The 23,170-nt window shown below is 57.3% G+C and carries 20 protein-coding genes and 1 riboswitch; of the genes, 4 read left to right on the top strand and 16 right to left on the bottom strand.

The genetic code is table 11. The features are described from left to right. The first annotated feature begins 69 nt into the window (after nt 1-69). Together K3556_RS03635 and K3556_RS03630 are read left to right on the top strand one after the other, a co-directional pair. Nucleotides 70-972: a DMT family transporter gene (locus K3556_RS03635; RefSeq protein ID WP_260518373.1), complete on the top strand. Its 903-nt coding sequence runs from the start codon at nt 70-72 to the stop codon at nt 970-972. A gap of 52 nt (nt 973-1,024) precedes the next feature. Beyond that, complete coding sequence (locus K3556_RS03630; protein ID WP_260518372.1) at nt 1,025-1,570, top strand: hypothetical protein; 546 nt, start codon at nt 1,025-1,027, stop codon at nt 1,568-1,570. A 16-nt stretch (nt 1,571-1,586) separates the two neighbouring features. Here K3556_RS03630 and glmM read toward each other — a convergent pair whose 3' ends face one another. The 8 genes from glmM to K3556_RS03590 form a co-directional block, all read right to left on the bottom strand. Beyond that, nucleotides 1,587-2,930 carry a phosphoglucosamine mutase gene (gene glmM, locus K3556_RS03625; protein WP_260518371.1) on the bottom strand — a complete coding sequence of 448 codons (1,344 nt, stop codon included), beginning with the start codon at nt 2,928-2,930 and terminating at the stop codon, nt 1,587-1,589. A 3-nt stretch (nt 2,931-2,933) separates the two neighbouring features. After that, nucleotides 2,934-3,941, bottom strand: coding sequence for a dihydropteroate synthase (folP, locus tag K3556_RS03620; protein ID WP_260518370.1), 1,008 nt, complete (start codon nt 3,939-3,941; stop codon nt 2,934-2,936). Continuing rightward, nucleotides 3,938-4,822, bottom strand: a complete 885-nt coding sequence (locus tag K3556_RS03615; protein ID WP_260518369.1) for a dihydroneopterin aldolase — start codon at nt 4,820-4,822, stop codon at nt 3,938-3,940. Before K3556_RS03615 ends, folP begins: the two co-directional genes overlap by 4 nt. 102 nt (nt 4,823-4,924) lie before the next feature. Continuing rightward, nucleotides 4,925-5,575, bottom strand: coding sequence for a cell wall hydrolase (locus K3556_RS03610; RefSeq protein ID WP_260518368.1), 651 nt, complete (start codon nt 5,573-5,575; stop codon nt 4,925-4,927). Between the two features lie 157 nt (nt 5,576-5,732). Continuing rightward, nucleotides 5,733-8,282 (bottom strand): pyruvate, phosphate dikinase, encoded by a 2,550-nt coding sequence (gene ppdK, locus K3556_RS03605; RefSeq protein WP_260518367.1) that lies wholly within the window; start codon nt 8,280-8,282, stop codon nt 5,733-5,735. 145 nt (nt 8,283-8,427) lie between these two features. Continuing rightward, nucleotides 8,428-10,653: a glycine--tRNA ligase subunit beta gene (glyS, locus tag K3556_RS03600; RefSeq protein ID WP_260518366.1), complete on the bottom strand. Its 2,226-nt coding sequence runs from the start codon at nt 10,651-10,653 to the stop codon at nt 8,428-8,430. Between the two features lie 5 nt (nt 10,654-10,658). Beyond that, on the bottom strand, nt 10,659-11,126 hold the full coding sequence (locus K3556_RS03595; RefSeq protein WP_260518365.1) for a DUF6446 family protein: 468 nt from the start codon (nt 11,124-11,126) through the stop codon (nt 10,659-10,661). Continuing rightward, nucleotides 11,123-12,070 (bottom strand): glycine--tRNA ligase subunit alpha, encoded by a 948-nt coding sequence (locus K3556_RS03590; RefSeq protein ID WP_260518364.1) that lies wholly within the window; start codon nt 12,068-12,070, stop codon nt 11,123-11,125. The genes K3556_RS03595 and K3556_RS03590 overlap by 4 nt, the downstream gene beginning before the upstream one ends. A gap of 262 nt (nt 12,071-12,332) precedes the next feature. On the opposite strand from K3556_RS03590, the gene K3556_RS03585 reads away from it, so the two are divergent. Then, a complete protein-coding gene (locus K3556_RS03585; RefSeq protein ID WP_260518363.1) occupies nt 12,333-14,177 on the top strand; it encodes a trypsin-like peptidase domain-containing protein in 1,845 nt (614 codons plus the stop codon). Between the two features lie 56 nt (nt 14,178-14,233). Here K3556_RS03585 and K3556_RS03580 read toward each other — a convergent pair whose 3' ends face one another. From K3556_RS03580 to metZ, 4 genes are all read right to left on the bottom strand, one after another. Beyond that, entirely contained in the window at nt 14,234-15,682 is a 1,449-nt protein-coding gene (locus K3556_RS03580) for a TrkH family potassium uptake protein (RefSeq protein ID WP_260518362.1), read from the bottom strand. Nucleotides 15,683-15,764: 82 nt separating this feature from the next. Continuing rightward, a complete protein-coding gene (locus K3556_RS03575) occupies nt 15,765-15,992 on the bottom strand; it encodes a hypothetical protein (RefSeq protein ID WP_260518361.1) in 228 nt (75 codons plus the stop codon). Between the two features lie 100 nt (nt 15,993-16,092). Beyond that, nucleotides 16,093-17,199 (bottom strand): GTP cyclohydrolase FolE2, encoded by a 1,107-nt coding sequence (gene folE2, locus K3556_RS03570; protein WP_260518360.1) that lies wholly within the window; start codon nt 17,197-17,199, stop codon nt 16,093-16,095. A gap of 84 nt (nt 17,200-17,283) precedes the next feature. Continuing rightward, nucleotides 17,284-18,465 carry an O-succinylhomoserine sulfhydrylase gene (gene metZ / locus K3556_RS03565; protein ID WP_260518359.1) on the bottom strand — a complete coding sequence of 394 codons (1,182 nt, stop codon included), beginning with the start codon at nt 18,463-18,465 and terminating at the stop codon, nt 17,284-17,286. 72 nt (nt 18,466-18,537) lie between these two features. Continuing rightward, nucleotides 18,538-18,616, bottom strand: a riboswitch (SAM riboswitch). 123 nt (nt 18,617-18,739) lie between these two features. On the opposite strand from metZ, the gene K3556_RS03560 reads away from it, so the two are divergent. Continuing rightward, on the top strand, nt 18,740-19,441 hold the full coding sequence (locus K3556_RS03560; protein WP_260518358.1) for a glutathione S-transferase N-terminal domain-containing protein: 702 nt from the start codon (nt 18,740-18,742) through the stop codon (nt 19,439-19,441). 36 nt (nt 19,442-19,477) lie between these two features. Here K3556_RS03560 and K3556_RS03555 read toward each other — a convergent pair whose 3' ends face one another. The 4 genes from K3556_RS03555 to K3556_RS03540 all read right to left on the bottom strand — a co-directional run bounded on the left by K3556_RS03555 (nt 19,478) and on the right by K3556_RS03540 (nt 23,084). After that, nucleotides 19,478-20,086, bottom strand: a complete 609-nt coding sequence (locus K3556_RS03555) for an inner membrane-spanning protein YciB (protein ID WP_260518357.1) — start codon at nt 20,084-20,086, stop codon at nt 19,478-19,480. A gap of 9 nt (nt 20,087-20,095) precedes the next feature. Next, complete coding sequence (locus K3556_RS03550) at nt 20,096-20,998, bottom strand: DMT family transporter (RefSeq protein ID WP_260518356.1); 903 nt, start codon at nt 20,996-20,998, stop codon at nt 20,096-20,098. 9 nt (nt 20,999-21,007) lie between these two features. Beyond that, the gene (ftsY, locus tag K3556_RS03545) at nt 21,008-22,321 is read right to left on the bottom strand and encodes a signal recognition particle-docking protein FtsY (RefSeq protein ID WP_260518355.1); all 1,314 of its coding nucleotides are present in this window, start codon (nt 22,319-22,321) and stop codon (nt 21,008-21,010) included. 127 nt (nt 22,322-22,448) lie between these two features. Further along, complete coding sequence (locus K3556_RS03540; RefSeq protein WP_260518354.1) at nt 22,449-23,084, bottom strand: lysoplasmalogenase; 636 nt, start codon at nt 23,082-23,084, stop codon at nt 22,449-22,451. Between the last annotated feature and the right edge of the window lie 86 nt (nt 23,085-23,170).

Raw genomic sequence — 23,170 nt, 5'->3', positions numbered from 1 at the left:
AAGTTATTACTTACCTAAATGCAGCTTTCGACAGATGACATTGGGGATGCTGCGGGTTATGTCGGGCAGATGACTGATAATCCCACCTCTCGCGACTGGGCCGGAGTAATCGCACTTGGCCTTATCTGGGGCGGCACCTTTATGGTCGTCGCTCTTGCGCTGGAAGGCTATGGCCCTGTGACCGTCGCTACTGCGCGCACGACATTGGGGGCCGTGGCGCTGTTGGTATTGATGTGGGGCACAGGCCGATCGATGCCAGCGTGGGATAGGGCTTTATGGGAATCGATCACGATCATCGGCATCCTGTCGACCGCTCTTCCCTTTGTTTTGCTAAGTTGGGGACAGCAATACGTTCCGTCCGCCTTTGCCGGGCTGTCCATGGCGGCAATTCCGCTGATGGTGCTACCACTGGCGCATTTCTTTTCAGACGAACCCTTGAACGCGCGAAAGTTCATCGGCGTTACTATGGGGTTCTGTGGGGCCTTGGTGTTGATCGGACCGGGGCTTTCACAATTGGGGCAAGGTACTCAACCCCTGGCACAACTTGCCTGCATTGGCGCTGCGTTTTGTTATTCTCTTGCGTCGATTTTCACACGGCGCTGCCCACCTGTTGATCCGGTGACGCTGGCCGCACTGACGCTGGTTGTCGGCTCCGTCATTCTGGTGCCCATCATGTTGATTTCAGAAGGCGTGCCCGTCTGGCAAGATGCAAGATCCGGACTGGCAATCATAGCGCTGGGCCTATTACCAACCGCCCTGGCGACCTTGCTACGGGTTTCGATTATCCGCAGCGCAGGGTCGGTTTTCATGACGCTCGTGAACTATCAGGTGCCCGTTTGGTCGATGGTATTCGGCGCATGGATTTTGTCCGAGGTCCTGCCCCTGCGCTTCTTCATCGCGCTGGCGATGATCCTCGCTGGGCTGGGCATCAGCCAATGGTACAGCCTGCGAAGATTGCTGGCCGTTCGCTGAGTTTTCGTCTCTTAGCCGATCTATGCTAATATGGCTGAGGGGAGGAACACACATGGATCGACGTCAATTGATTGCCGGAGCGTTCGCGACATCACTTCTTGCACCTAAGCCCGGGTTTGCAACCATCAAAGATCGCGACAAGAGGGTGCTTACCAGCCGTATCGAGTTCAGGCACGCGGGACGAACGGTTCGCCCGACTGTCATTTTAGGTTTGACCGATGGTGGTCCCGTTGGATGGCAACTAAACCGTGAAATTAACCATTACCCAGTCAAAGGGTCGCTGCTCAACACCCTTGGCCAAGGTATATTGCGTCAGCCGCTGTCTACGCGGATCGAAAGGGCGACGCTTCAGGGTGACGTCTATCTGTATGGCAATGTTCTGGCGATCGACTCCGTCGCAGCAAGCCCGTTGCCAAATCTGTGCAGCGTGACGCATCAAGACACGGAATGGCAGATCAAGACGCGCCCAAGGCGACTTAAACTGCGCAATCTGCCCGCAGCTGGCAGTTTATTCAGAACCCGAGTGGGCCGATCATTTACCACCCGCGAAGAGTTGGTCGTTTTCTTAACGCCGACTTTGGTGAAACAACCGGATTAAGCGCAAACTCTGCGATCTAACTAGCCGCTTCGACCTCGGCCACAATACTGTCGACGACCTCAGTCAGCAGTGCACCATCTTCGCACTCCGCCATTACGCGGATCAAAGGCTCTGTGCCCGACTTGCGGATCAGCAAACGACCTTGCCCATTCAGCCTCGCCTCGGCATCCGAGATAGCGGATATTACGTTATCTGCATCAAGCGGCACCCGTCCGGCCTCGTACCGCACGTTTTTAAGAAGCTGAGGGACAGTTTCGAACACTTTACAAAGCTCGGACGCGGGTTTTCCTGTCTCGACCATGCAGGCCAGAAACTGAATACCGGCGAGCAGACCATCGCCCGTCGTGGCAAAATCGGTCATGACAATATGGCCTGACTGTTCGCCGCCAAGATTGTACCCACCGGCGCGCATCGCTTCGACCACATGTCGGTCGCCGACTTTCGTGCGCAGCAGTTCCAGCCCTTGTGATGTAACAAACCGCTCAAGTCCCAGATTTGACATTACAGTCGCCACCAACTTGCCGCCTTTCAGGCGACCCGCGCGCGCCCAATGGCTGGCAAACAACCCCATGATTTGATCGCCATCTGCGACCTGGCCTTTTTCGTCGATGATCATAACCCGATCAGCATCACCGTCCAGACAGATGCCCAGATCGGCCCCGCTCTCGACAACCGTTTTTGCTGCCAGCGCGGTGTCGGTCGACCCGCAGCCCTTGTTGATATTGGTACCATCAGGCGCAACGCCTACTGGCACGATCTCGGCCCCCAGTTCCCATAAGGTTTCCGGCGCGGTGCGATAACCCGCGCCGTTGGCACAGTCGATCACCACCTTGATCCCGTTCAGGCGCTTGTTTTCAGGGAAGGTCGTCTTGAGGTATTCGGTATAGCGCATCCGCCCTTCGTCAATCCGCTTCGCCCGCCCGATATTCTGATGCTGAACCGGCTCCACCCCATGATGCACAAGGCTTTCGATCTCGGCCTCGTCATCATCCGAGAGTTTGAACCCGTCGGGTCCAAAGAACTTGATGCCATTGTCGTGGAACGGGTTGTGCGACGCGGAAATCATAATCCCCAGATCCGCACGCATCGAGTTTGTCAGCCGCCCAACAGCCGGGGTCGGGACTGGCCCAAGCAGCAACACGTTCATCCCGGTCGAGGTCAGCCCAGCGGTCAATGCGTTCTCAAGCATATAGCCTGACAGGCGCGTGTCCTTGCCGATCACAACGCGGTGGCCGTTCAGGCCATCACGGCGAAAATGCCGGCCAGCCGCGGCCCCCAGTTTCAACGCCATATCCGCGGTCATCGGCCAACTGTTCGCCAGACCACGCACGCCATCCGTTCCGAAAAGTTTATCAACCACTGCTCAGTTCTCTCTTTTTATCATTGCCTGTTGCAGGCGGATGGCCTGCCGGGTCTCGAACGTGTCGTGCACCCTTAGGATCTGTGCCCCATTTTGAATGCCGTAAAGCGCGACAGCCAGTGAACCGGCCATCCGATCTTTTGCCTCGGTGACCTGACCGATTGTCCCGATGAACCGCTTGCGCGACACGCCAAGAAGCATCGGCAGGCCCAAATCATGTAACAGGGACAGGTTCTGCAGCAAAGTCACATTGTGTTCCAAAGTTTTACCAAACCCAATGCCGGGATCGGTCACTATCCGCTCAAAGGCAATGCCGCGACTGGTGGCAAAGGTGATGCGTTCTTCGAGAAAATCCATCACATCAAATAACACATCATCATAGCGCGGGTCGTTTTGCATCGTCTCCGGCTGGCCCTGCGCATGCATCAGGCAGACCGGCACATCGCGATCCGCAACCAGATCGGCAAGTTCTGGATCATATGTAAACGCGGCCACATCGTTGACCATATCCGCCCCCGCATCCAATGCCGCTTCAGCCACGCGGGCTTTGCGGGTGTCGATGGAGATGGGTGTGGTGATCCCGGCGTCCCGGATTGCGGCGATGACGGTCGATGTGCGGCGGATTTCTTCCTTGACCGACACTTCCGCAGCGCCCGGTCGGGTGCTTTCACCGCCAATATCCAAAATGTCGGCGTCTTGTGCCATTTGGCGGGCGCGGTCCACCGCTGCTTCAAGCGTTACGTGATCACCGCCATCCGAGAAGCTGTCAGGCGTCACATTAAGGACCGCCATGATCAGGGGCTGGTCCATCGACAAGCTACACAGCGTGGCACGTGGTCGGGTCAAACGTTCCTGATCGGCCATCGAACAATCAGTCGAGGCAACCAGCTTTGCCGCGCCATCACGACGGCGCACAAGCACCTCATCAAACCATAGGTTTGCGGATCCGGCGAGCGACTGTCCGGCGAAAGGCGCGCCTGCGCGCGGAATAGGTTGGTGGCGCACTGTCATGGGAACTTCGTAAGGGGCGTGTCATCATCGCCGACCACGATCGGCGCACCCGCATTCAAAGTGTTCGCGAGCCATACCGCAAGGTCGCGCGGATCTGCACCGGCAGGACCATTCACTGCATCCAAAACCAGTTTCGAAGGGGCCCAAACGCTGATCTGGTTGTTTTTCATACCCCAATCCAGCTCTGTCCGTGTTCCCACCACTACACAACGCGGATCGGTCGCGGACAAGCGCCATGCGTTTTGCTCAATAGCCAATAGGTCGATGTGCTGCTGGACTGCCACGTCACCGACCGTTGAACCGGAATGTCCCCCCTTGCCCACGCAAAGAACAAAGGCTCGTGTGTCATCATTCAGACGGTCGAGAAACGCGGGCAGATTGGGATCGACAAAAGCCGCATCGTCCAGCAAGACCACTTGCGGAATGCAATCAATGGCTGCGCCTTGCTGCTCTTTTGCTGTATCGCGCGTCCGCACGATCTCGACCCCCAACTTGCCCGGCCCGCGATCCAACTTCTCGATGCGCACGAACACCCTGAGCGGTTGCGGTGCTGCCAAGATCCGGTCGGCAATGCGTTCGGCCAGGGTCTCCAGCAGATTCAAGCGCTCTGCTGCAAGTTCGAACGTAATTGCTTCGGTGATCGTGTCATAGGATAGGATATCATCCACATCATCGGTCTGTGCACCATCGCTTGGTGCAACCTCGACCACGACGCTGAAACTGAGCCGTTGGGTGGTGTCGCGCTCGGCCTGAAACGCGCCGATCTCGACGTCAACGACATGATCGCGCACGGATATTCGATCTGGCGGGCTCTGTGCATCAGACCCGGCGGCTGCGCGCCTTTCTAGCGCGGCAAAGGCAATGGATGTGTCGTCCGTCATGTGACCCTCATCTTAGATGCGGTCACAGTGCCCTTTCAGACCCCTCAATGGCCAGTGCAAAACGACAGGCTGTCTGTATCGCGCGCCATCCGACAGGCGAGGTCAGCGATAGAACCGGTGGACGCCAATTTTGGCAGTGCGGATCAAACTTTTGGCCCAGCCCGGTGCAACAGCGTTTGTGTGGTAATGCGTGGCCCCCCCTGTCAAAGGACGCTCGGACCCATCGAGCATGGCCCTTGCGACTTTGCCCAGTCGCGCAAAGGAACCAGGTTCGTTGATGACTTCAGGCCGCCCATCGCAGGTGAAGGTAAACTGGCAGGCATATTTGCGCCCGGTGCCCTGATTAATCACGCCGCAGACCGTGTCTGGATAGCGCGGGTGTTCCACGCGGTTCATGATGACTTCGGCCACTGCAAACTGGCCTTTTACGGTTTCACCGCGCGCTTCGAAATACAGCGCTTCGGTCAGGCAGCGCCATTCGGCACCTTGCTGGGGTTGGGGCTGGGCCGAAAGCCATTTCGACGTGTATTTGGAAGCCAACACCTCGGACGACTTACTTGCAGAGCGCGGCGATGGCAGCGTACCAAGTGCCGCAATACGTTCCCCCGGCATTGCGACAAAACCCGCACGATCTTGTAAAATTAAGGCGCCAAACAGGTTTTCTTTTTCCTGCGCAACCGCAGGCAACGAGGTCGCAAAAAAAGCCAACGCCAAACAAAGACCACCTACCACCTTCTGAAGAAGCTGGGTCATTCGGAATCCCCCCACACCAGAAAAACATTAAGTTTCTCGAGGTTGGATTTACGAAAAAAACGGCGTTTGGTCTAGCCCGACAGGTTTACACAGGACTGCTCAGGCGCAAAAAACCACTCCGATAAAGTGAGCGCTCAGGCGATTATTTCAATTTGAATCAGTCATCTAGGTGAGTTTTGTCCACCCGGCCCTCGACGGCCAGATGAGCCGCAGCCAGCCGCGCGATAGGCACCCGGAAGGGTGAGCACGAGACGTAGTCAAAGCCTGCGTCACGACAGAATCGGATCGATTCTGGGTTGCCGCCATGTTCGCCACAGATTGACAACGTCAGGTCATTGTTTGCATCCCGGCCGCGTTTCGCTCCCATCTGCAACAACTCTCCGACACCATCTGCGTCAAGCATATGAAACGGGTCTTCCTCATAGACGCCCTGCGCAACATATTCGCCCATGAAGCGCCCGGCATCGTCACGTGACAGGCCATAGGTCATCTGGGTTAAATCATTGGTCCCGAAAGACATGAAGGCGGCATGTTGCGCGATTTCACCCGCACGAAGGGCGGCGCGCGGCGTTTCCACCATCACACCCAGCCGATATGTGAAATTGGCACCTGTTTCGATCCGAACTTCGGCAGCCACAGCGTCAACGCGGGCTTTCACGATTTCAACCTCGCGCTTGGCGGATACCAGCGGGATCATGACTTCCGGCACCACGGGGTCGCCCGACTTCGATGCCTCGACGGTTGCCTCAAAAATGGCGCGGGCCTGCATGTCATAGATTTCGGGAACGGTGATCCCTAACCGCACACCGCGCATCCCCAACATCGGATTAAACTCGCGCAATCCCTCAACCCGGCGCTCGACATCGCGCAATGGCAGATCAAGCGCTTCGGCCAGTTCCCGCAGACCTTCGCGGCCATGTGGCAGAAATTCGTGCAGCGGCGGGTCAAACAAGCGGATGCAGACCGGCAAACCCTGCATAATCTCGAACAATTCTGTGAAGTCGGCACGTTGCATCGGCAACAGTCGATCAAGGGCTGCCCGCCGATCATCGGCGTGATCTGCAAAAATCATCTCGCGCATGGCCAGAAGCCGATCATCATCGATAAACATATGCTCGGTCCGACACAGGCCGATGCCTTCGGCGGCAAACATGCGGGCGTTGCGGGCATCAGGCGGCGTGTCAGCATTTGCGCGCACGCCGATGTCGCGGAAATCATCTGCCCATGCCATCAGCGTCTGGAACCCTTCGCCCAGCTCAGGAGGCAACATCTTCACTGCGCCCACATAGGCGAACCCAACCGCGCCATCGATGCTGATCACATCGCCTTCGACAAATTCGCGGCCATCCTTAGCGATCAGTTTGCGGTGACGTTTATCCAGTGACAGGTCCTGCGCCCCGACCACACAGGGCAACCCGAGCCCGCGCGCAATCACCGCTGCATGGCTGGTTATACCACCGCGAACGGTCAAAATGCCCTTCGCTGCGTGCATGCCGCGGATATCCTCGGGGCTGGTTTCACTGCGCACCAGGATGCAGTTTTCGCCCTGAGCCGCCATCGCCTGAGCCGCCCGCGCGTTGAAAACGATCTTTCCGGTCGCGGCACCCGGACTGGCGGCGATCCCACGTGCAAAACGGTCGCGCTTGTCCTTTGGGTCAAACTGGCTGTGCAGCAATTCACTGAGCGCTCGGGGCGGGATTCGCAGCACGGCCTCTTCGCGGCTGATGATGCCATCAGTCGCCAAAGATACCGCGATCCGGACATTGGCGCGTTCGCTTCGTGGAACACGTACGGCATCAAGGATGAACATTTCCTCGTTGTCGATGGTAAACTCGATTTCCATTTCTTCGCGCAGTCGGCTGCGACAGAGGTCACCAAATTTGATGAGGTTTGCGAAATTAACCGGCAGTACTTCTTCGATCGAACGCCCGCGCGGATCTTTCGTCAAATACATGACGTCCCGATCGCCCGCTTCTGTCAGCGCGTCGCGCCCTTGGCTTTTGCACAAGTAACGCCCGCGAATTTCGCGCCGCCCAGTCTGACCATTAACGAACTGTATGACGCCGGATCCACAGACACTTTGACCGACACCCAACGCCATCTTCTGAACCACCAACCCCAGTCCCGCATCCGCTGGGGCACCCTTGGCCTGGCGCAAAAGGCGTGCCGTTGTGCCCTCCCAGGCGCGCGCCATGGAGCGCAGGATTTCAGCCAGTTGTTCTTTCGGGTCCTGCGGGAAATAACTTTCGGTTTCTTCCTCATAAAGCTCAAGCGCTGCGCGCAGGGCGTCCGAAGACGGGGTCGAGAAGGTTTCGAACTCATCGGGGTCCAGACGCCCGACATGAACGGCATAAGACTGAATGAAACGCAGATAGAGCGCGTTTGCCGCCATTTCCCCGTGAGACTTAGACAATTTGGCATGGACTGCATCGTTCATGCCGATGTTCAATATGGCACCCGGTCCGCCCCAATCCGGGTCTTCCGAAGATGGCCGCACTGACACCAGTGGTTCAGGACCAAAAAGCGCCAGCATCGCCCCCAGATCAGGCATGTCACCTGCCGAAATTCCGTGAACAGCATCAAAGCTCAGGGCAACCGTCCGCGGCACTGGCATATCCAGCCGGATAAGACGTTGCAGGCATTTCGCCCGCCCGCCATGGCGAGCATTCTCAATCGCCGCTGTTGGCGTGATCTCGGTAAAGGTCATGGCTTCCACTTTATTCTGCGCTGCAGCACATTTCTCGCAAATCACCATAACGGGCGCTGCGTGTCACACAAGAGCTAGGTTCTATGCTGCCGTGCGGCAAAAAGGGTAGGAATCGTCAACAAAACGCGCTAGCGGGTGAATAGTGTCAGCCTTCGATCCGGGACAAGTCGGCAACACCTGCGCAGATCATCCGGATGCGTGACAGCAGGTTCAGCCGATTCCGGCGCACAACCTGATTGTCCGTATTGATCTGAACGGCTTCGAAAAACGCATCAATCGGCGCGCGTAAATCGGCCATCGCTTGCATGGCTGCGGCGAAATCTTCCGCCTCCATCGCCGGCTTGATCGCAGCCTCGGCTGTATCAAGTGCTGCAAACAGCGCCTTTTCCTCGTCAGCTTCGGCGAACTTGGCATCGGCGCCATAGGAGTATTCAACGCCGTCCTTTTCTTCCGCCTGCGCCAGAATGTTGCTGGAGCGTTTAACGCCCTGCAACAGGTTTTCACCATCCTCGGTGGACAGGAACGCGGTCAGCGCTTCGGCACGTTTGACCAGCAACGTGAGGTCGTCATTGCCCGGCATGGCCAAACAGGCGTCGATCACGTCATGCCGTACACCTTTGTCGCGCAGATAGACTTTCAGGCGGTCGTGGAAGAAGCCCAGCAGGTCGCGCGATTTGTCGGGCAGGCTTTCCTTGACCTCTTCAAGATGGTTGGAAAGATCCCCATCAAAATGATCCAGCACAGTGCGAATGGCGGCACCGAACACGCCATGATCTGCAATTTCATTGTCCAGATCGCGCAAAAGAGCTTCTCGTACCGACCCGATTTCATTCAGGGCAATCTCGTGACGCAGCACTTGGGCATCAAAAAGTTGGTCCAACGCGATCCGCAGATTATTGTCGAGCACCAATCGGATCACGCCAAGCGCCGCACGGCGAAGTGCAAACGGATCCTTCGAGCCGGTCGGCTTTTCATCAATTGCCCAGAATCCGGTCAACGTGTCCAGCTTGTCAGCCAGTGCGACGGCCACCGAAACAGGTGCTGCCGGGACGTCATCGGTCGGGCCGAGCGGGGAATAGTGCTCTACCGCTGCGTTCGCGACTTCCGCCGGGTAACCAGCGGGCGCCGCATAGTATTTGCCCATCAATCCCTGAAGCTCCGGGAATTCATACACCATCTCGGAAGATAAATCCGCTTTGGCCCAGCGCGCAGCCTGTTGGGTTAGGTCAACATCCGCGCCGACTGAAGGCGCAACATCGCGCGCCAATTGAGTGATGCGTGCGATCCGTTCGCCCTGCGTGCCCAGCTTGTTGTGAAAGGTGACGTTCGACAAGCTGTCCACCCACGCCGCAGCACCGGTCGCGGCAATGCGCAGGTCGTTTTCCCAAAAGAACTTTGCATCCGCCAGTCGGGCCGACAGCACCTTCTGGTTGCCCGCCAAAATGGTGGCTCCGTGATCCGCTGTTTCGCGGTTGGCGACGGTCACGAACTTCTCAATCAGGCCCGACTTGGGGTTCTTTACGGAAAAGAATTTCTGGTGTTCCCGCATACTGGTTTGCAGCACTTCAGGCGGCAATGGGATGAACTCTTCTGCGATGTCACCCAGCAACACGACCGGCCATTCGACGAGCCCCGCCACCTCTGCCAGCAGACCATTGTCTTCGACAATTTCCAGACCTTGCGCAAAGGCGGCATTCTGAGCTTCTGCCCAAATATGATCGGCCCGTTCTTCGGGTGACAAGATCACCTTGGCCGCTTTCAGTTTTGCCTCATAATCGGCAAACCCGGTTACGGAAAAACGTCCGGGGGCCATGAAACGATGGCCTTCCGTGGTGTCGCCCGCTTTGATCCCGTCAATTTCCATCGGCACAATTTCGGCACCTGTTTCATCTGACAGGATGCACAGGATTGACTGCAACGGGCGCACCCAACGCAAGCTGCCAGTCCCCCAGCGCATCGCTTTGGGCCACGGGAAATTTCTAATCGCGGCTTCCAAAACTTCGGCGACGATGTCGGCAGCAGGCCGGCCCTTCTTTTCTATCAGGGCGAAATAGACGGCGCCTTTGGGCGTTTCGCGTTCTTCCAACTGATTGCGGGTCAGACCCGCCCCACGCAAGAACCCCTCGATCGCTTTGTCAGGCGCGCCCACTTTGGGGCCTTTGCGCTCTTCGCGGGTGTCCGGCGAAGTGGCGAGCAGCCCCTCAATCGCGAGGGTCAGACGGCGCGGTGTCGACAGCGCAGCGGCCCCGGCATAGGTCAGCCCGGCCTCGACCAAACCATCGGTCACCAGTTTTTTCAGATCATCGGCGGCACGCCTTTGCATGCGGGCCGGGATTTCTTCCGAAAAGAGTTCAATAAGCAGGTCTGGCATATCGCTTACTCGCTATATTTTTCGTTCAGTTGATGCCAAGCGTAACCCCGGCCATCGGGAAAAACCGCAACAACGCGATCGACCCCGTCCTGAATGTTGCGTTCGCCCAGAAACGCGATGGCCTCGCCGGTTTCCAAGGCAGCGCCGATCTGGTCGGCATCGAAGCAATCGAACCAACCGGGGGCCGTCAAAGGCGTGGCTTGCTCATAGCTCTCGAAGGTTTCCGTGAGCATCGCAAGGCTCATCGTCGTGGTGAAACAACCGCGGAACCTGAGCGGGGAACTGTCAGCATCGATCCCTTGAAAGCTGTCATACAACACGACTTCTGGTTCCCCCGTCACCATGTTTGTCATGCGCAACTCGGTGTTCAGCGACACGTCGTCATAGAACGCGTAAAGTTGCAGCCAATAAATGGCGATACCTGCGAAAAGTGCCGTTACCACAATGATAATCCCAATGATTTTGCCGCTCACGCCGCGTCCTCGCCGCCGTCCGTCCAGCCGCCCGCGCGGGTTTGCACGAAAGCATCCGCACACAGCTTGGCCAAGTTACGTACGCGGCCGATATAGGCCTGACGTTCGGTGACCGAAATCACGCCGCGTGCATCAAGCAAGTTAAACAAGTGGCTGGCCTTGATGCATTGGTCATAGGCCGGATGCACCATGACAATGCGCTTGCCAGTTTTGGGGTCGAGGTGGGCCAGATCAAGGATGGCGTTGCATTCCGCCTCGGCCTCTTCGAATTGCTTCAAAAGAACATCTGTATTGGCCACGTCGAAGTTCCAGCGCGCATATTCTTCCTCGGTCTGTTTGAAAACGTCGCCGTAGCTCAGCGGGATCGGCGCGCCGGGATCATTGAACGGCATATCCATCACATGATCGACGCCAAGGATATACATGGCCAGACGCTCAAGCCCGTAGGTGAGTTCGCCAGAAACCGGATGGCAATCGTATCCTCCGACCTGCTGGAAATAGGTGAACTGGCTGACTTCCATACCGTCGCACCAAACCTCCCACCCAAGGCCCCAAGCCCCCAAGGTTGGGCTTTCCCAGTCATCTTCGACGAAACGGATGTCGTGCAGTTCAGCGTCCACACCAATTGCCGCGAGCGACCCCAGATAGAGGTCTTGCAGATTGGGCGGGCTGGGTTTGATCAGCACCTGATACTGATAGTAATGCTGCAACCGGTTGGGGTTTTCCCCATACCGTCCGTCCGTCGGGCGACGTGACGGCTGCACATAAGCTGCGGCCCATGGCTGAGACCCTAGCGAACGCAAAGTAGTGGCCGGGTGGAACGTGCCCGCGCCGACCTCCATGTCATAGGGTTGCAGGATCGCACAGCCCTGCTCGGCCCAGTAAGTCTGAAGCCGCAGAATGATCTCTTGAAAACTTTGCGGACGCGTGTCGCTCTTGGCCATGGCCTTGCCCATCTGGTCGTTCCCGGAATGTCTGCCCTCAATACGGCCTGCCCCCCCAAGGGTCAACGCGTGAAAGCCCGGGATTTGAGCAGTTCCGGCACATGCCATATACTCCCGCCTTGCGTTTCACGCAAAAATTGATGAACGCGCTGGACCCGCCACACGAAACTGTCATATTGCCAACCTGTTATTGACCGAAGCCGGGCAGGCTGTGCTATCTGCCCAAGGAAACCAAAGCCAAGCCGTGAGGCCACGAGGACTTATGACCAAACGCATAGCTGCAGCCCTTTTCACCGGACTTGCGACAAGCCTGATCAGCCTGCCAGCTGTCGCTCAACAGAATACCTCTGACGCATCTGCGGCACAGGCACAAAACTTGTTCTGGATCCAGATCGAAGCACAGCCGACCTTGTCAGAAGCCGAAGCCCGCGTGCGCAGCTATGCCAGCCGGCTGGAAGGCGTGAACGGGTTTCGCATCGGTGGCACTTGGTACGGCGTCATCCTTGGCCCCTATACCGAGGCTGCCGCGAACATCCAGCTACGGTCGTTGAAGAATGCCGGACTGATCCCGCGCGACAGCTTCATCACCTATTCGAACCAGTTGCGGCAGCAGTTTTGGCCAGTTGGGGCAAACACGCTCAACACGACCCCGCTTGAAGCGTCGGCCGCATCCGAGACAACACCCGATGGCGGGCAACCGTCCGAGCAAGGTGAGCAAATCGCATCGGTTCCCCAGCCCGAAACAACGACAATTCTGACCCAACCCGAGCCACCGCGCGACGAGACCAAACGCGAGGCCCTGCAAAGCGAACGGCTGTTAGACCGAGATGGACGCAAAGCGCTTCAGGTCGCACTTAAGTGGGAAGGCTATTACGCCTCGGCCATTGATGGGGCGTTTGGAGCGGGGACGCGCCGGTCTATGGCGGCATGGCAAACTGATCGCGGCTATGACGTAACGGGCGTATTAACGACGCGCCAACGCGAAGAGCTTCTGGCGAGTTTTCAGGCCGTCATCGCCTCAATGGGCATTCAGCCATATGAGGACCAACAAGCCGGTATATCCGTCGCCATCCCGGGCGCGATGGTCGAGTTTTCCCGTTACGAAGCGCCGTTTGTGCATTTTGACACCAAAGACGACAGCGGCGTGCGCGTCGTGCTGATCAGCCAAACCGGCAATCAGGACACCCTTTTTGGGCTTTACGACATTTTGCAGTCGCTAGAAATTGTGCCTGTTGGCGGGCCGCGTAGCCGAAAAGACTCCTCGTTCACCATCGAAGGCACCGACGGCAAGATTATCTCGTATACACAGGCCAAACTGGTCGATGGTACGGTGAAAGGCTTCACGCTGGTCTGGCCGGTTGGCGATGACAAGCGTCGCGATATGGTTTTGCGTGATATGCAGGCGAGTTTCGCATCGCTGGGACCACAAGCCTTGGCGGATAATGCTGGGTTGGATGCGGCGACCCAAAGCTTTGACCTTTTGTCCGGGCTTGAAATTCGAACACCAGACCTGTCGCGATCAGGCTTTTATGTCGACAGCAAAGGTACGATCTTGACGACAGCGGAAGCCGTCAACGATTGCACCCGAATTTCAATCAATGACGACTATGATGCCGACGTCATCGCGCTGGACGAAGCGCACGGTCTGGCGCTGCTGGAACCCAAGGATCCGATGGCACCTATGGCATATGCCGCATTTCTGTCCGTCGATCCCCGTCTGAAATCAGATATTGCGGTTGCTGGCTATTCTTACGAAGGGCGGTTAAGTGCGCCCAGCCTGACGTTTGGCAGCCTGTCCGAGCTTAATGGCTTGAATGGGGAAGCGGAACTGAACCGCCTGACCCTTGCTGCATTGCCGGGTGATGCAGGCGGGCCGGTTCTGGATGCAGGTGGGTCCGTAATGGGGATGCTTCTTCCGACCCAAATCTCTGCTGGTCGCACCCTGCCCGAAGGCGTGAGTTTTGCGCTGGACGCGGGTTCGGTCACAGCGTTCCTGACGGATAACGGTGTTTCACCTGAGGCCACCAACGCAGCCGGATCAATGGACCCCGTGGACCTGAGCGCGCGCGCGGCAGACATGACCGTACTGGTCAGCTGCTGGAACTGACGGGCGCTTCACGTTACGAGATATGAGACTGCCCGCCCTGCTTTGGGTGGGCATTTTCATCCGCGCCAGAATTTCACAGTGAACAGAACATAAACCGCTAATAGCTCCAGGCGGCCGATCAACATGGTTGCCGCAAGTATCCATTTCGCCGTGTCGCTGAGGCCTGCAAAACTGCCCGCTGGCCCGATCTGACTGCCCAAACCCGGGCCGATATTGGCCAGCGCCGCTGCCGAACCGGAAACCGAGGTGATGAAATCCAGGCCCGTCATACCAAGCAAAACGGCCACAATGCCCAACGTCACCACGAAAAAAACAAAGAAACTCATGACCGATGACAGCACGTCGTCGTCCACGCGACGTCCTGCATAGCGCGGCGTGAAAATACCGTGCGGTGAGTGGATTGCCCGGATCTGTGCCTTGATGGAAGAAAACAGCAATTGGTACCGGAACACTTTGATCGAACAGGCTGTGGACCCCGCACACCCACCGATCAGACCGACGAAGAAGAACATGACCACAGGAAACGCTCCCCACGTCATGTAATCCTGCGACGCGTACCCGGTGCCCGTCAGAATTGAGGTCAGGTTAAACAGAGTCTTTCGAAAGGATTCCTCGGTGCCCTGCCCATCGGCCAACCAGCGCCAAGCCGCCATCGTCAGCACGACCACAAGCAATGTCCCGAAAAATGCCCGAACCTGTGAGTCATGGAAAAGCGGGCGTGCTGTTCCCGAAAGGATTTGGACATAGCGCACAAAGGGAAGTGCTGCGAGCAACATGAACACAACGGCGGCATATTCCACACCCGGCGGGAACGCTCCGAATGACGTATCATAGTTGGCGTAACCACCGGTTGCGATCGTTGTCATCGCATGGGTCGCCGCATCGAACACGTCCATACCCATGGCGAAATAGGTCACTGCACATGCCCCGGTCAAGCTGAAATAGATGACAGAAATCCGCGACGATATCTCGGTCGCGCGGGGCAGAATTTTTCCGAATGTGTCAAACCCTTCAGAGCGGAATATCTGCATGCCGCCCACGCGGAGTTCAGGCAAGAACACCATCGCGACAACAATGATACCGATGCCGCCGAACCATTGCAGAAGACCTCGCCAGAACAGAAGTCCCTTCGGCATGTCATCCAGCCCGGACAACACTGTCGAACCAGTGGTGGTCAGGCCAGACATCGCCTCAAAAAACGCGTCCACCGGGCTTGAACCCAGCTCTGAAAAGGCAAATGGCAATGCACCAAATATGGGCAAAGCGACCCAGACACCCGTGGTCAGCAAGAAGGTCTGTTGGATCGACAGCCCTTTACCGACGCCATTTGCGGTGGCCAGAGCCATTGACCCACCAACTAGCGTTGTAATGACAGCGCTTTCCAGAAACACGGCCCAGTCCGAGCTGCCATAATACAGGTCAATCCCCATTGGGATCAGCATTGTGGCCCCAAGCGCGGCCACCAAAAGGCCGGTGACATAAACGACTGGTCGCAGATCGAACATGGGCGCAGGGTTGGCCCCCCGCGCCCATACTGTCAAGGATCAGATCACGCGAAAGACGCGATGCCTGCGCGGCTGTTGCGGATCAGATGTAAAACGCGCCGGAAAAAACATACCGGGGGATTTCACCCCGCTCTATACCCAGTTTTGCCAACTCTGCATCGCTTTGTGCGTTCAGTCGCCGGACTTCTTTCATGTGTGAGCTGTTTTCGCTTGCGTGTATCAGAGCCTGCCCGAAAGTGGACAAACCAGACATAAGCCTTGCGGTGATCGAGCGATGCCCGACAAAAATATCTGCAGTGTGCGTTGCCATTGGAAACCCCATAAGATTGGTTATTGGTTTCCTCCCTCAACAGCAGATAGGTCAGATGCGCTGACTTTACCAATGCGCGCCACGCATCCCCGCGTTGCGCTTATCCCACGTGGAACAGCGTCGAGAACAGCTTGGGGTCCAGGCTTTCAGCTTCGAACGTTTCCCCTTCTGTCAACACTGACACGGCGTCGTGGCTGTGCAGGCTCTCTTGATGGCTGGCGACCACGCGGAAATCGCCGATCCGCGGATCCTCTTGCAAATGCTCACAAAACAGGCGCGCGGCGTCTTCGACAAAAATCGGGTTCGCGGCGTTCAGTTCCGCAAAGGCCTGTTCGTCCTCGCGCTTGACCATCACCTGCGTCTCGGTCGGCACGGCTGCGCGGCAAATGTCGATCAGATCTTCGAACCAAAGCGTGTGGTTTGGCTGGTGGATTTTCTCGACCGAGATCCGCGCCACGGACCGTTGTGAATGCGGCGTCGCAAGCTGCCCACGCATCTGCCGTGCGTGCTCTGAAAGTTCTAGCGAACAGGGGCAGGTCGAGCTGTAGACATAGTCCAGATGCATGAACTTGCGCCGCTTGCCGCGATGTTCGACCAGTTCCAGCGCAATGTCGTAAAACTGATAGCCTGACAGCCCGGACCGCAGGCTTTCGACCCGCGCAGGATAGGAAAATCGCATTTCGATCCGTGCATCAAGGCTTTCCAGATCGGTCTTATAGTCATCCAGCGCCGCCTCGATCACATCGAAGCTGAATGTTTTTTCGGCATGGGCATAGAAGCTGCGCATAATGCGCGACATGTTGATACCTTTTTTGCCCGCCTCAAGGCTGACGGTGCCGGTGACTGATGTCTCAAGCGTGACGTCTTCGGCGTCGCGGGTATGATAGCGGATCGGCAATCGAAAATTCGAAATGCCCACATGCTGAATATGCCGCTTGGCCCCCTGAATAAGGCTGGCCGGACCGTTCTGAAGGTCCGGCATCGACGCCTTATAGGTCGCATCGGGCGCGAAATCGTCGGGATAAGCGCGATTGAGGTCCGGGTAGTTCGGCAGTTCTGCCCCCGGCACGAGCCGCGCGATGGCTGGGTCCAGCCTCGCCACTTCGACCGGGTCCGCTTTTGCGGCCCAATTGCGCAGGACGTCAAGCGCATCACGCGCTGCGTCCACATTAGGGGTTTCACCACCCTTGCGCTTCATCTGGTTCATCACGGACCCTCCGATCCTGTCGCACCCTGTTAACATAGGTGTGTGACAGAGATTCTCCAAACAGGATGCACGAGATACGACAAATCAGGCCGCGTTCAAGGCCCGCGTCAGGTCTGCGATCAGATCTTGCGTGTCTTCAAGCCCGATGGACAGGCGCAAAAGACCAGGTGTAATGCCCAACTGCGCCTTCTGCTCATCCGACAGACGCTGGTGGGTTGTCGTGGCCGGGTGGGTCACGATGGATTTCGCGTCACCAAGGTTGTTTGAGATCAAAACAATCTCCAGCGCGTTCAGAAAACGAAACGCAGCCTCTTTGCCCCCAGCCAGTTCAAGGGAAAGCACGGTGCCTGCCCCACCCACCATCTGCCGTTCGGCCAGCGCCTTGTCTGGGTGGCTGTCCAACAGAGGATGAATGACGCGAGTCAGCTTTTCGTGCCCATCCAGCGCACGCGCGATCTCGAGCGTAGAGGTCGCCTGAGCTTTCACGCGCAGTTCGAGCGTTTCCAACCCTTTCAGCATGACCCACGCGTTAAACGGGCTCATCGCTCCGCCGGTGTGTTTCAGATAGGGCTCTAACGTCTTGCGAATATAGTCCTGTGTGCCCAGAACAACACCTCCCAGACACCGCCCCTGCCCGTCCACATGTTTGGTGGTTGAATAAACAACAACATCGGCGCCTTGCTCAATCGCCCGGCTGAAAACCGGGGTCGCGAACACATTATCCACAACAACCAGCGCGCCAACTGAATGGGCAATCTTGGACACGCCTTCAATGTCGATCACCTCGAGCGACGGGTTTGATACGCTTTCAAAGAAGCAAACTGCTGTGTCCGGGCGCACAGCGGTGCGCCACGCGTCAAGGTCGGTGCCGTCGACCAGCGTCACTTCGACGCCATAGCGGGTCAGGATATCTTCCAGAATGAAAAGGCATGATCCGAACAATGCGCGCCCGGCGACCACGTGGTCACCAGCCTTTAGGACAGACATCAAAGCACCATTGACTGCGGCCATGCCAGACGCCGTGGCAAACGCATCCTCTGCCCCCTCTATCGCGGCCATGCGATCTTCGAACATGGCCACGGTCGGGTTGCCATAGCGAGCATAGATAAACTCGTCTCGGCTGCTTTCGATAAAGCGTGCCTCGGCCTGTTCGGCACTTTCATAGACGAAGCCCTGCGTTAAAAAAATCGCTTCGCTGACTTCGTTATATTGGCTGCGGCGCGTGCCGCCATGCACGGCTGTTGTCCGTTTTGACCAATCTGACATCGCGCGTTCCTTTCGCACAAAAAAACCCCCACCGCATCACGAGCGCCGGGGGTGAATTTGCGGGGCGTTTCGCCCGCAAGGTCCCTGACCTCTTTAGCAGAATATTTAACGTGGCCCGCAATCCGGTAAACAAATCGCCACGTCGAAGCCCTAACCTGTGCAGAAAACCCCGTCAAGTGCGCACACTCGCCAGATCGTGAACCGTTGGTCATCGCATGCTCTTGCCAATCTCCGTGCACCTGTCATCCTGCGCTCACATACAGGAAAGAACAACATGCCCAGCCCAATCGAGCTTTACTACTGGCCGACACCGAACGGATGGAAGGTCTCGATCGCGCTGGAAGAGATGGGGCTGCCTTACAAGGTCAACCTTGTGAATATTGGAGCGGGCGATCAGTTTCAGCCTGACTTTCTGAAGATTGCACCAAACAATCGGATGCCCGCCATCATCGACCCGGACGGGCCGGATGGCGCGCCCATTTCGATCTTTGAAAGTGGCGCAATCCTGCAATATCTGGCCCGCAAAACCGGCAAGTTCTGTGGCTCGACAGAACGCGAGCGGATCGCGGTGGATCAATGGCTCATGTGGCAAATGGGTGGGCTTGGACCAATGGCCGGTCAGGCACACCACTTCTTGAAATATGCACCATCAATGGATCCGCCCCAAGACCTGCCCTATGCCAAAGACCGCTATCGCGCCGAAACAGCGCGGCTTTATGGTGTGATGGACCGGCAGCTCGCCGACAATCGCTTTCTGGCTGGTGACTTCTTTTCAATTGCGGACATGGCCTGTTGGGGCTGGGCGTCGCTTTGGGAAGGGCAGGAGCAGACGCTGGACGACAAGCCCAATTTGGCGCGGTGGCTGGATGTGGTTGGCGCGCGACCGGCGGTGCAACGTGGACGTGCCGTTGCATCCGAGCAACGCGGGGATCTGCAAACCGACAAAAAGGCACAGGACGTGTTGTTCAAAAGATAAGTTGCTGCACCGCATTCACAGGGTTTACAACTAGGGTCAGCTTTCGCTGACGTCCTCTTCCGTACCGTATTTCTTGAACAATCCCGCCTGCGTCATGAAAAAACCGAACATCGCGAGCGGCAGGCCGAAGGTTTTGAAATTGACCCAGGCGTCGGTGGACATGCTGCGCCAAATCACCTCGTTCGCGACGGCAAGTGCCAGAAAAAACATCGCCAGCCGCTTGGTCAGGATCATCCAGCCAGCGCGTTCCAACGGCAACGCGCGGTCCATCACCGCCTCAAGATAACTCGTGCCACGCATCAACCCAAAGCCTAGAAGGCCTGCAAAAAGCAGATAAATAATCGTGGGCTTCATCTTGAAGAACCGTTCGTCATTGAACCAGATCGACATGCCACCAAACCCAATCACAAGGACAAGGGTCATGATCTGCATTTTCGACAGGTGGCCCGTGATTTTCCACATGGCCAATGTCGCCAGCGCCAAAACCGGGATGAACAGGGCGGTCACGGCAACGAAGCCTGAATATTCGGTGCCGCCCACCATGAAGTCGCGATCCTTCAGGAACGTGTAAGCCACGAAGAACAGGATGATTGGTCCGTATTCCAGCGCGGCCCTCAGGGCGGGGTTTGCCTGCTTCTCGGTCATGGTTTCTCCTTATCCGCCCATTTCGACTATCACGGCGCCCGCCGCGATCAAAGCCATCATCGTCAGCCGACGCGGTCCGACGCGTTCCTTTAGCACAAGCCAGCCGATCAAAGCCGCAAATACGGTCGAGGTTTCGCGCAGAACGGCGGCTTCTCCGACGCTGTCCAATCGTGTGGCCAGCATAATCGAACCGAAACTGAAATAGGCCACGAAAGCACCGAGTATCCCACGCCCCATCAAAGGGCCCAGTGCCGGTGGGTCGGGCATGTTTCGCCAGCGCAACGCAGCGATCACCGGCATGAAAAACCCGTCGATAAAGAAAAACCATGCCAAAAAGGTGAAGGGGTCCGCCGTCGCGCGGATACCATAGGCGTCATAGGTGGTATAGGCAGCCACAAATAACCCGGTCACAACAGCCATCGCCAACGCAGGCTTCAGCATCTCGCGACCCATCTGCCAGTGCCGCAAGTTATAGGCTGCAAGGGCAAATATCCCGGCAACCAATGTGGCAACACCAAACCATTGCAAGCCTGTGAAGGTTTCGCCAAACAGGAAACCCGCCCCGATCACCGTGAACAGCGGGCCGGTGCCGCGCACGACAGGATAAACAACTGTGTAGGAGCCGAGCGCGTAGGTGTAGCTTTGCGCAATCTTGTAACCCACATGGATTACAAAGATTACCGCAAAGATCGGCCACATATGCGGCTCGGGCCATGGGACAACGAACAAAGCGAAGGGTGCGGCAATCAACCCATAGGAAAGATCAATCGCGCCGCGCGACAGCCAAGGGTCGTGGCGTCCTTTTTGGAGGGCGCCGAACAAGGCATGAAGAAACGCCGCAAAAAGCGCAAGGGCGAGGGCCAGCCTGTGACCCGCTTCGGTGCCTTCCAGCGAAATGAGCCAGTCGCTCATACCCCGCGCTTACTCTTTGATGCCAATCAGGGCACGGGCAAATTCATCGGGGTCGAACGGGGCCAGATCGTCGATCTGCTCGCCCACCCCGATCGCGTGAATGGGCAGGGCGAATTTGTCAGCCAGCGCGACCAACACGCCGCCTTTCGCCGTTCCGTCGAGCTTGGTCATCACCAGCCCCGACACATCGGCGAGCTGTTGAAAGGTCCCAACTTGCGACAGCGCATTCTGGCCGGTGGTCGCATCCAACACCAACAACGTATTGTGCGGCGCGGTTTCGTCTTTCTTCTTGATAACACGAACAATTTTAGAAAGTTCTTCCATCAGATCGGTGCGGTTTTGCAGCCGCCCCGCCGTGTCGATCAAAAGAAGGTCAGCACCGTCTGCCTCGGCCTTTTTCATTGCATCAAAGGCGAGCGATGCCGGATCAGAGCCTTCCGGCGCGGTCAGCACGGGCACACCCGCACGGTCACCCCAAACCTGCAACTGCTCGACGGCTGCGGCTCGGAACGTATCACCGGCTGCGATCACGACCTTTTTGCCAGCTGCGGTGAACTGGCTGGCCAATTTACCAATGGTGGTCGTCTTACCTGCGCCATTCACGCCGACGATCAAGACGACCTGCGGACGCTTGGAGTAGAGCGGCATCGGGACGGCGACCGGCTCCATAATCCGGGTCACTTCAGCCGCAAGCACCGATTTGATTTCGTCCACCGAGAGTTTCTTGCCGAAATGACTTTCCGAGATGTTGGCGGTCACGCGCATCGCCGTGTCGACACCCATGTCGGAGGTGATCATCAAATCCTCAAGGCTTTCCAGCATGTCATCATCAACCGTGCGCCGCACGACTGTTTTGGCCTCGCGACGACCAAACATGCGACCCAGAAGACCGGGTTTGGCGGCAGGTTCTGACGTAACTTCGGCAGCCAGATAAAGTGGCACCGGATCGCGTTGCGCGGTCGGCTGCGGTTCTGGTTCTGGTTCTGGTTCTGGTTCTGGTTCTGGTGAGATCTCTTCGATCTCAACGGCGTCCACAATCGGCTCAGGCTCAGGCTCAGGCTCAGGCTCAGGCTCAGGCTCAGGCTCAGGCTCAGGCTCAGGCTCAGGCTCAGGCTCAGGCTCAGGCTCAGGCTCAGGCTCAGGAACGGCGTCTTCGACTACGGCATCGCTGTCAACTGCGGCTGGCTCTGTTTCGGGTTCCGGTTCGGGTGTTGCCTCGACCAGTTCCTCTTCGCCACCATCCTCGACAATCGCCTCAAGCCCCTCTTCGAGCTTCGACGAGGATTTGAACAAACGTTCCTTGAGTTTCTTGAAGAATGCCATCTGCGCCCTCTTGATCGCTTTCTAACCAACTAGTCCACATGAGGACCGGATGGAAGAGGCGGAGATGGCAGCATAGGGGGAAACAGGTTCGCGTGCTCCTGAATTCGGCCAGTTGCCTGCGTTACCGTCAGGTCTGCAGACCCCCAATTAGGATCAAAACCTGGCCGGAGATATAAAACGCCCATATCGCATATCCGGCACGAATGCGGTGATGGTGCGTGTCAGACATTCGAAACAAATTGATCGCCAAGATCACGTCCGAGATGATGAAAAGCGCGGCACCGATCACTGTCCAGCCAAATGGCACGGCCAGCGCGGCCAGCCCCATGCACCCGATAATCACCACATAGATGCGCACGGGCCATTGCAGATGACCGGTATGGGTTGCCAGCCACAGCTCGGTCGAAACCATGAGCGCCACAAGAATCAATGCCGGGATCGGGGCACTTACAAATGCATCGTAAAAAGGGACACCAGACAGGTTAAGAAAGTGAAGAATGTACAAAAGGTGCGCCAGCGCGAAGGCCGCCAATCCGTAAAGGAACGGCGCATCGCCATCGCGTGACAAGCCAAAGTCACCCAGCGCCGACAAAAACAAGCCTGCCACCAGATATGGGCCAGCGTCGCCCAGAAAGGCGGAAAGTGAGAACAGCAAAAGAGGTGCTGTTTTGATCGCTGACCGCGGCCAACTTGGCGCAGCCGAAGTGCGGGGGAAATAGGCATGAGCCACCACAACACCAAGGATTAAAGCCAACTGGGTCATAGGTTCCTCATACCGCCGCGCAGGTTAACCAATGGTTTGGATGTGCCAAACCGCCTGCCATAGCGATGTGCGACTATGGGGTGTCG

The sequence above is a fragment of the Aliiroseovarius sp. M344 genome (assembly GCF_025140835.1).
Classification (GTDB): Bacteria; Pseudomonadota; Alphaproteobacteria; order Rhodobacterales; family Rhodobacteraceae; genus Aliiroseovarius.
This window is presented reverse-complemented; position numbering and strand designations above follow the sequence as displayed.

Excerpts from the sequence above, each read along its gene's own strand:
- K3556_RS03635 (WP_260518373.1), top strand. The coding sequence starts at position 70 with ATGACTGATAATCCCACCTCTCGCGACTGGGCCGGAGTAATCGCACTT.
- K3556_RS03630 (WP_260518372.1), top strand. The coding sequence starts at position 1,025 with ATGGATCGACGTCAATTGATTGCCGGAGCGTTCGCGACATCACTTCTT.
- folP (WP_260518370.1), bottom strand. The coding sequence starts at position 3,941 with ATGACAGTGCGCCACCAACCTATTCCGCGCGCAGGCGCGCCTTTCGCC.
- K3556_RS03615 (WP_260518369.1), bottom strand. The coding sequence starts at position 4,822 with ATGACGGACGACACATCCATTGCCTTTGCCGCGCTAGAAAGGCGCGCA.
- K3556_RS03610 (WP_260518368.1), bottom strand. The coding sequence starts at position 5,575 with ATGACCCAGCTTCTTCAGAAGGTGGTAGGTGGTCTTTGTTTGGCGTTG.
- ppdK (WP_260518367.1), bottom strand. The coding sequence starts at position 8,282 with ATGACCTTTACCGAGATCACGCCAACAGCGGCGATTGAGAATGCTCGC.
- glyS (WP_260518366.1), bottom strand. The coding sequence starts at position 10,653 with ATGCCAGACCTGCTTATTGAACTCTTTTCGGAAGAAATCCCGGCCCGC.
- K3556_RS03590 (WP_260518364.1), bottom strand. The coding sequence starts at position 12,070 with ATGGCCAAGAGCGACACGCGTCCGCAAAGTTTTCAAGAGATCATTCTG.
- K3556_RS03585 (WP_260518363.1), top strand. The coding sequence starts at position 12,333 with ATGACCAAACGCATAGCTGCAGCCCTTTTCACCGGACTTGCGACAAGC.
- K3556_RS03580 (WP_260518362.1), bottom strand. The coding sequence starts at position 15,682 with ATGTTCGATCTGCGACCAGTCGTTTATGTCACCGGCCTTTTGGTGGCC.
- K3556_RS03575 (WP_260518361.1), bottom strand. The coding sequence starts at position 15,992 with ATGGCAACGCACACTGCAGATATTTTTGTCGGGCATCGCTCGATCACC.
- folE2 (WP_260518360.1), bottom strand. The coding sequence starts at position 17,199 with ATGAACCAGATGAAGCGCAAGGGTGGTGAAACCCCTAATGTGGACGCA.
- metZ (WP_260518359.1), bottom strand. The coding sequence starts at position 18,465 with ATGTCAGATTGGTCAAAACGGACAACAGCCGTGCATGGCGGCACGCGC.
- K3556_RS03560 (WP_260518358.1), top strand. The coding sequence starts at position 18,740 with ATGCCCAGCCCAATCGAGCTTTACTACTGGCCGACACCGAACGGATGG.
- K3556_RS03555 (WP_260518357.1), bottom strand. The coding sequence starts at position 20,086 with ATGACCGAGAAGCAGGCAAACCCCGCCCTGAGGGCCGCGCTGGAATAC.
- K3556_RS03550 (WP_260518356.1), bottom strand. The coding sequence starts at position 20,998 with ATGAGCGACTGGCTCATTTCGCTGGAAGGCACCGAAGCGGGTCACAGG.
- ftsY (WP_260518355.1), bottom strand. The coding sequence starts at position 22,321 with ATGGCATTCTTCAAGAAACTCAAGGAACGTTTGTTCAAATCCTCGTCG.
- K3556_RS03540 (WP_260518354.1), bottom strand. The coding sequence starts at position 23,084 with ATGACCCAGTTGGCTTTAATCCTTGGTGTTGTGGTGGCTCATGCCTAT.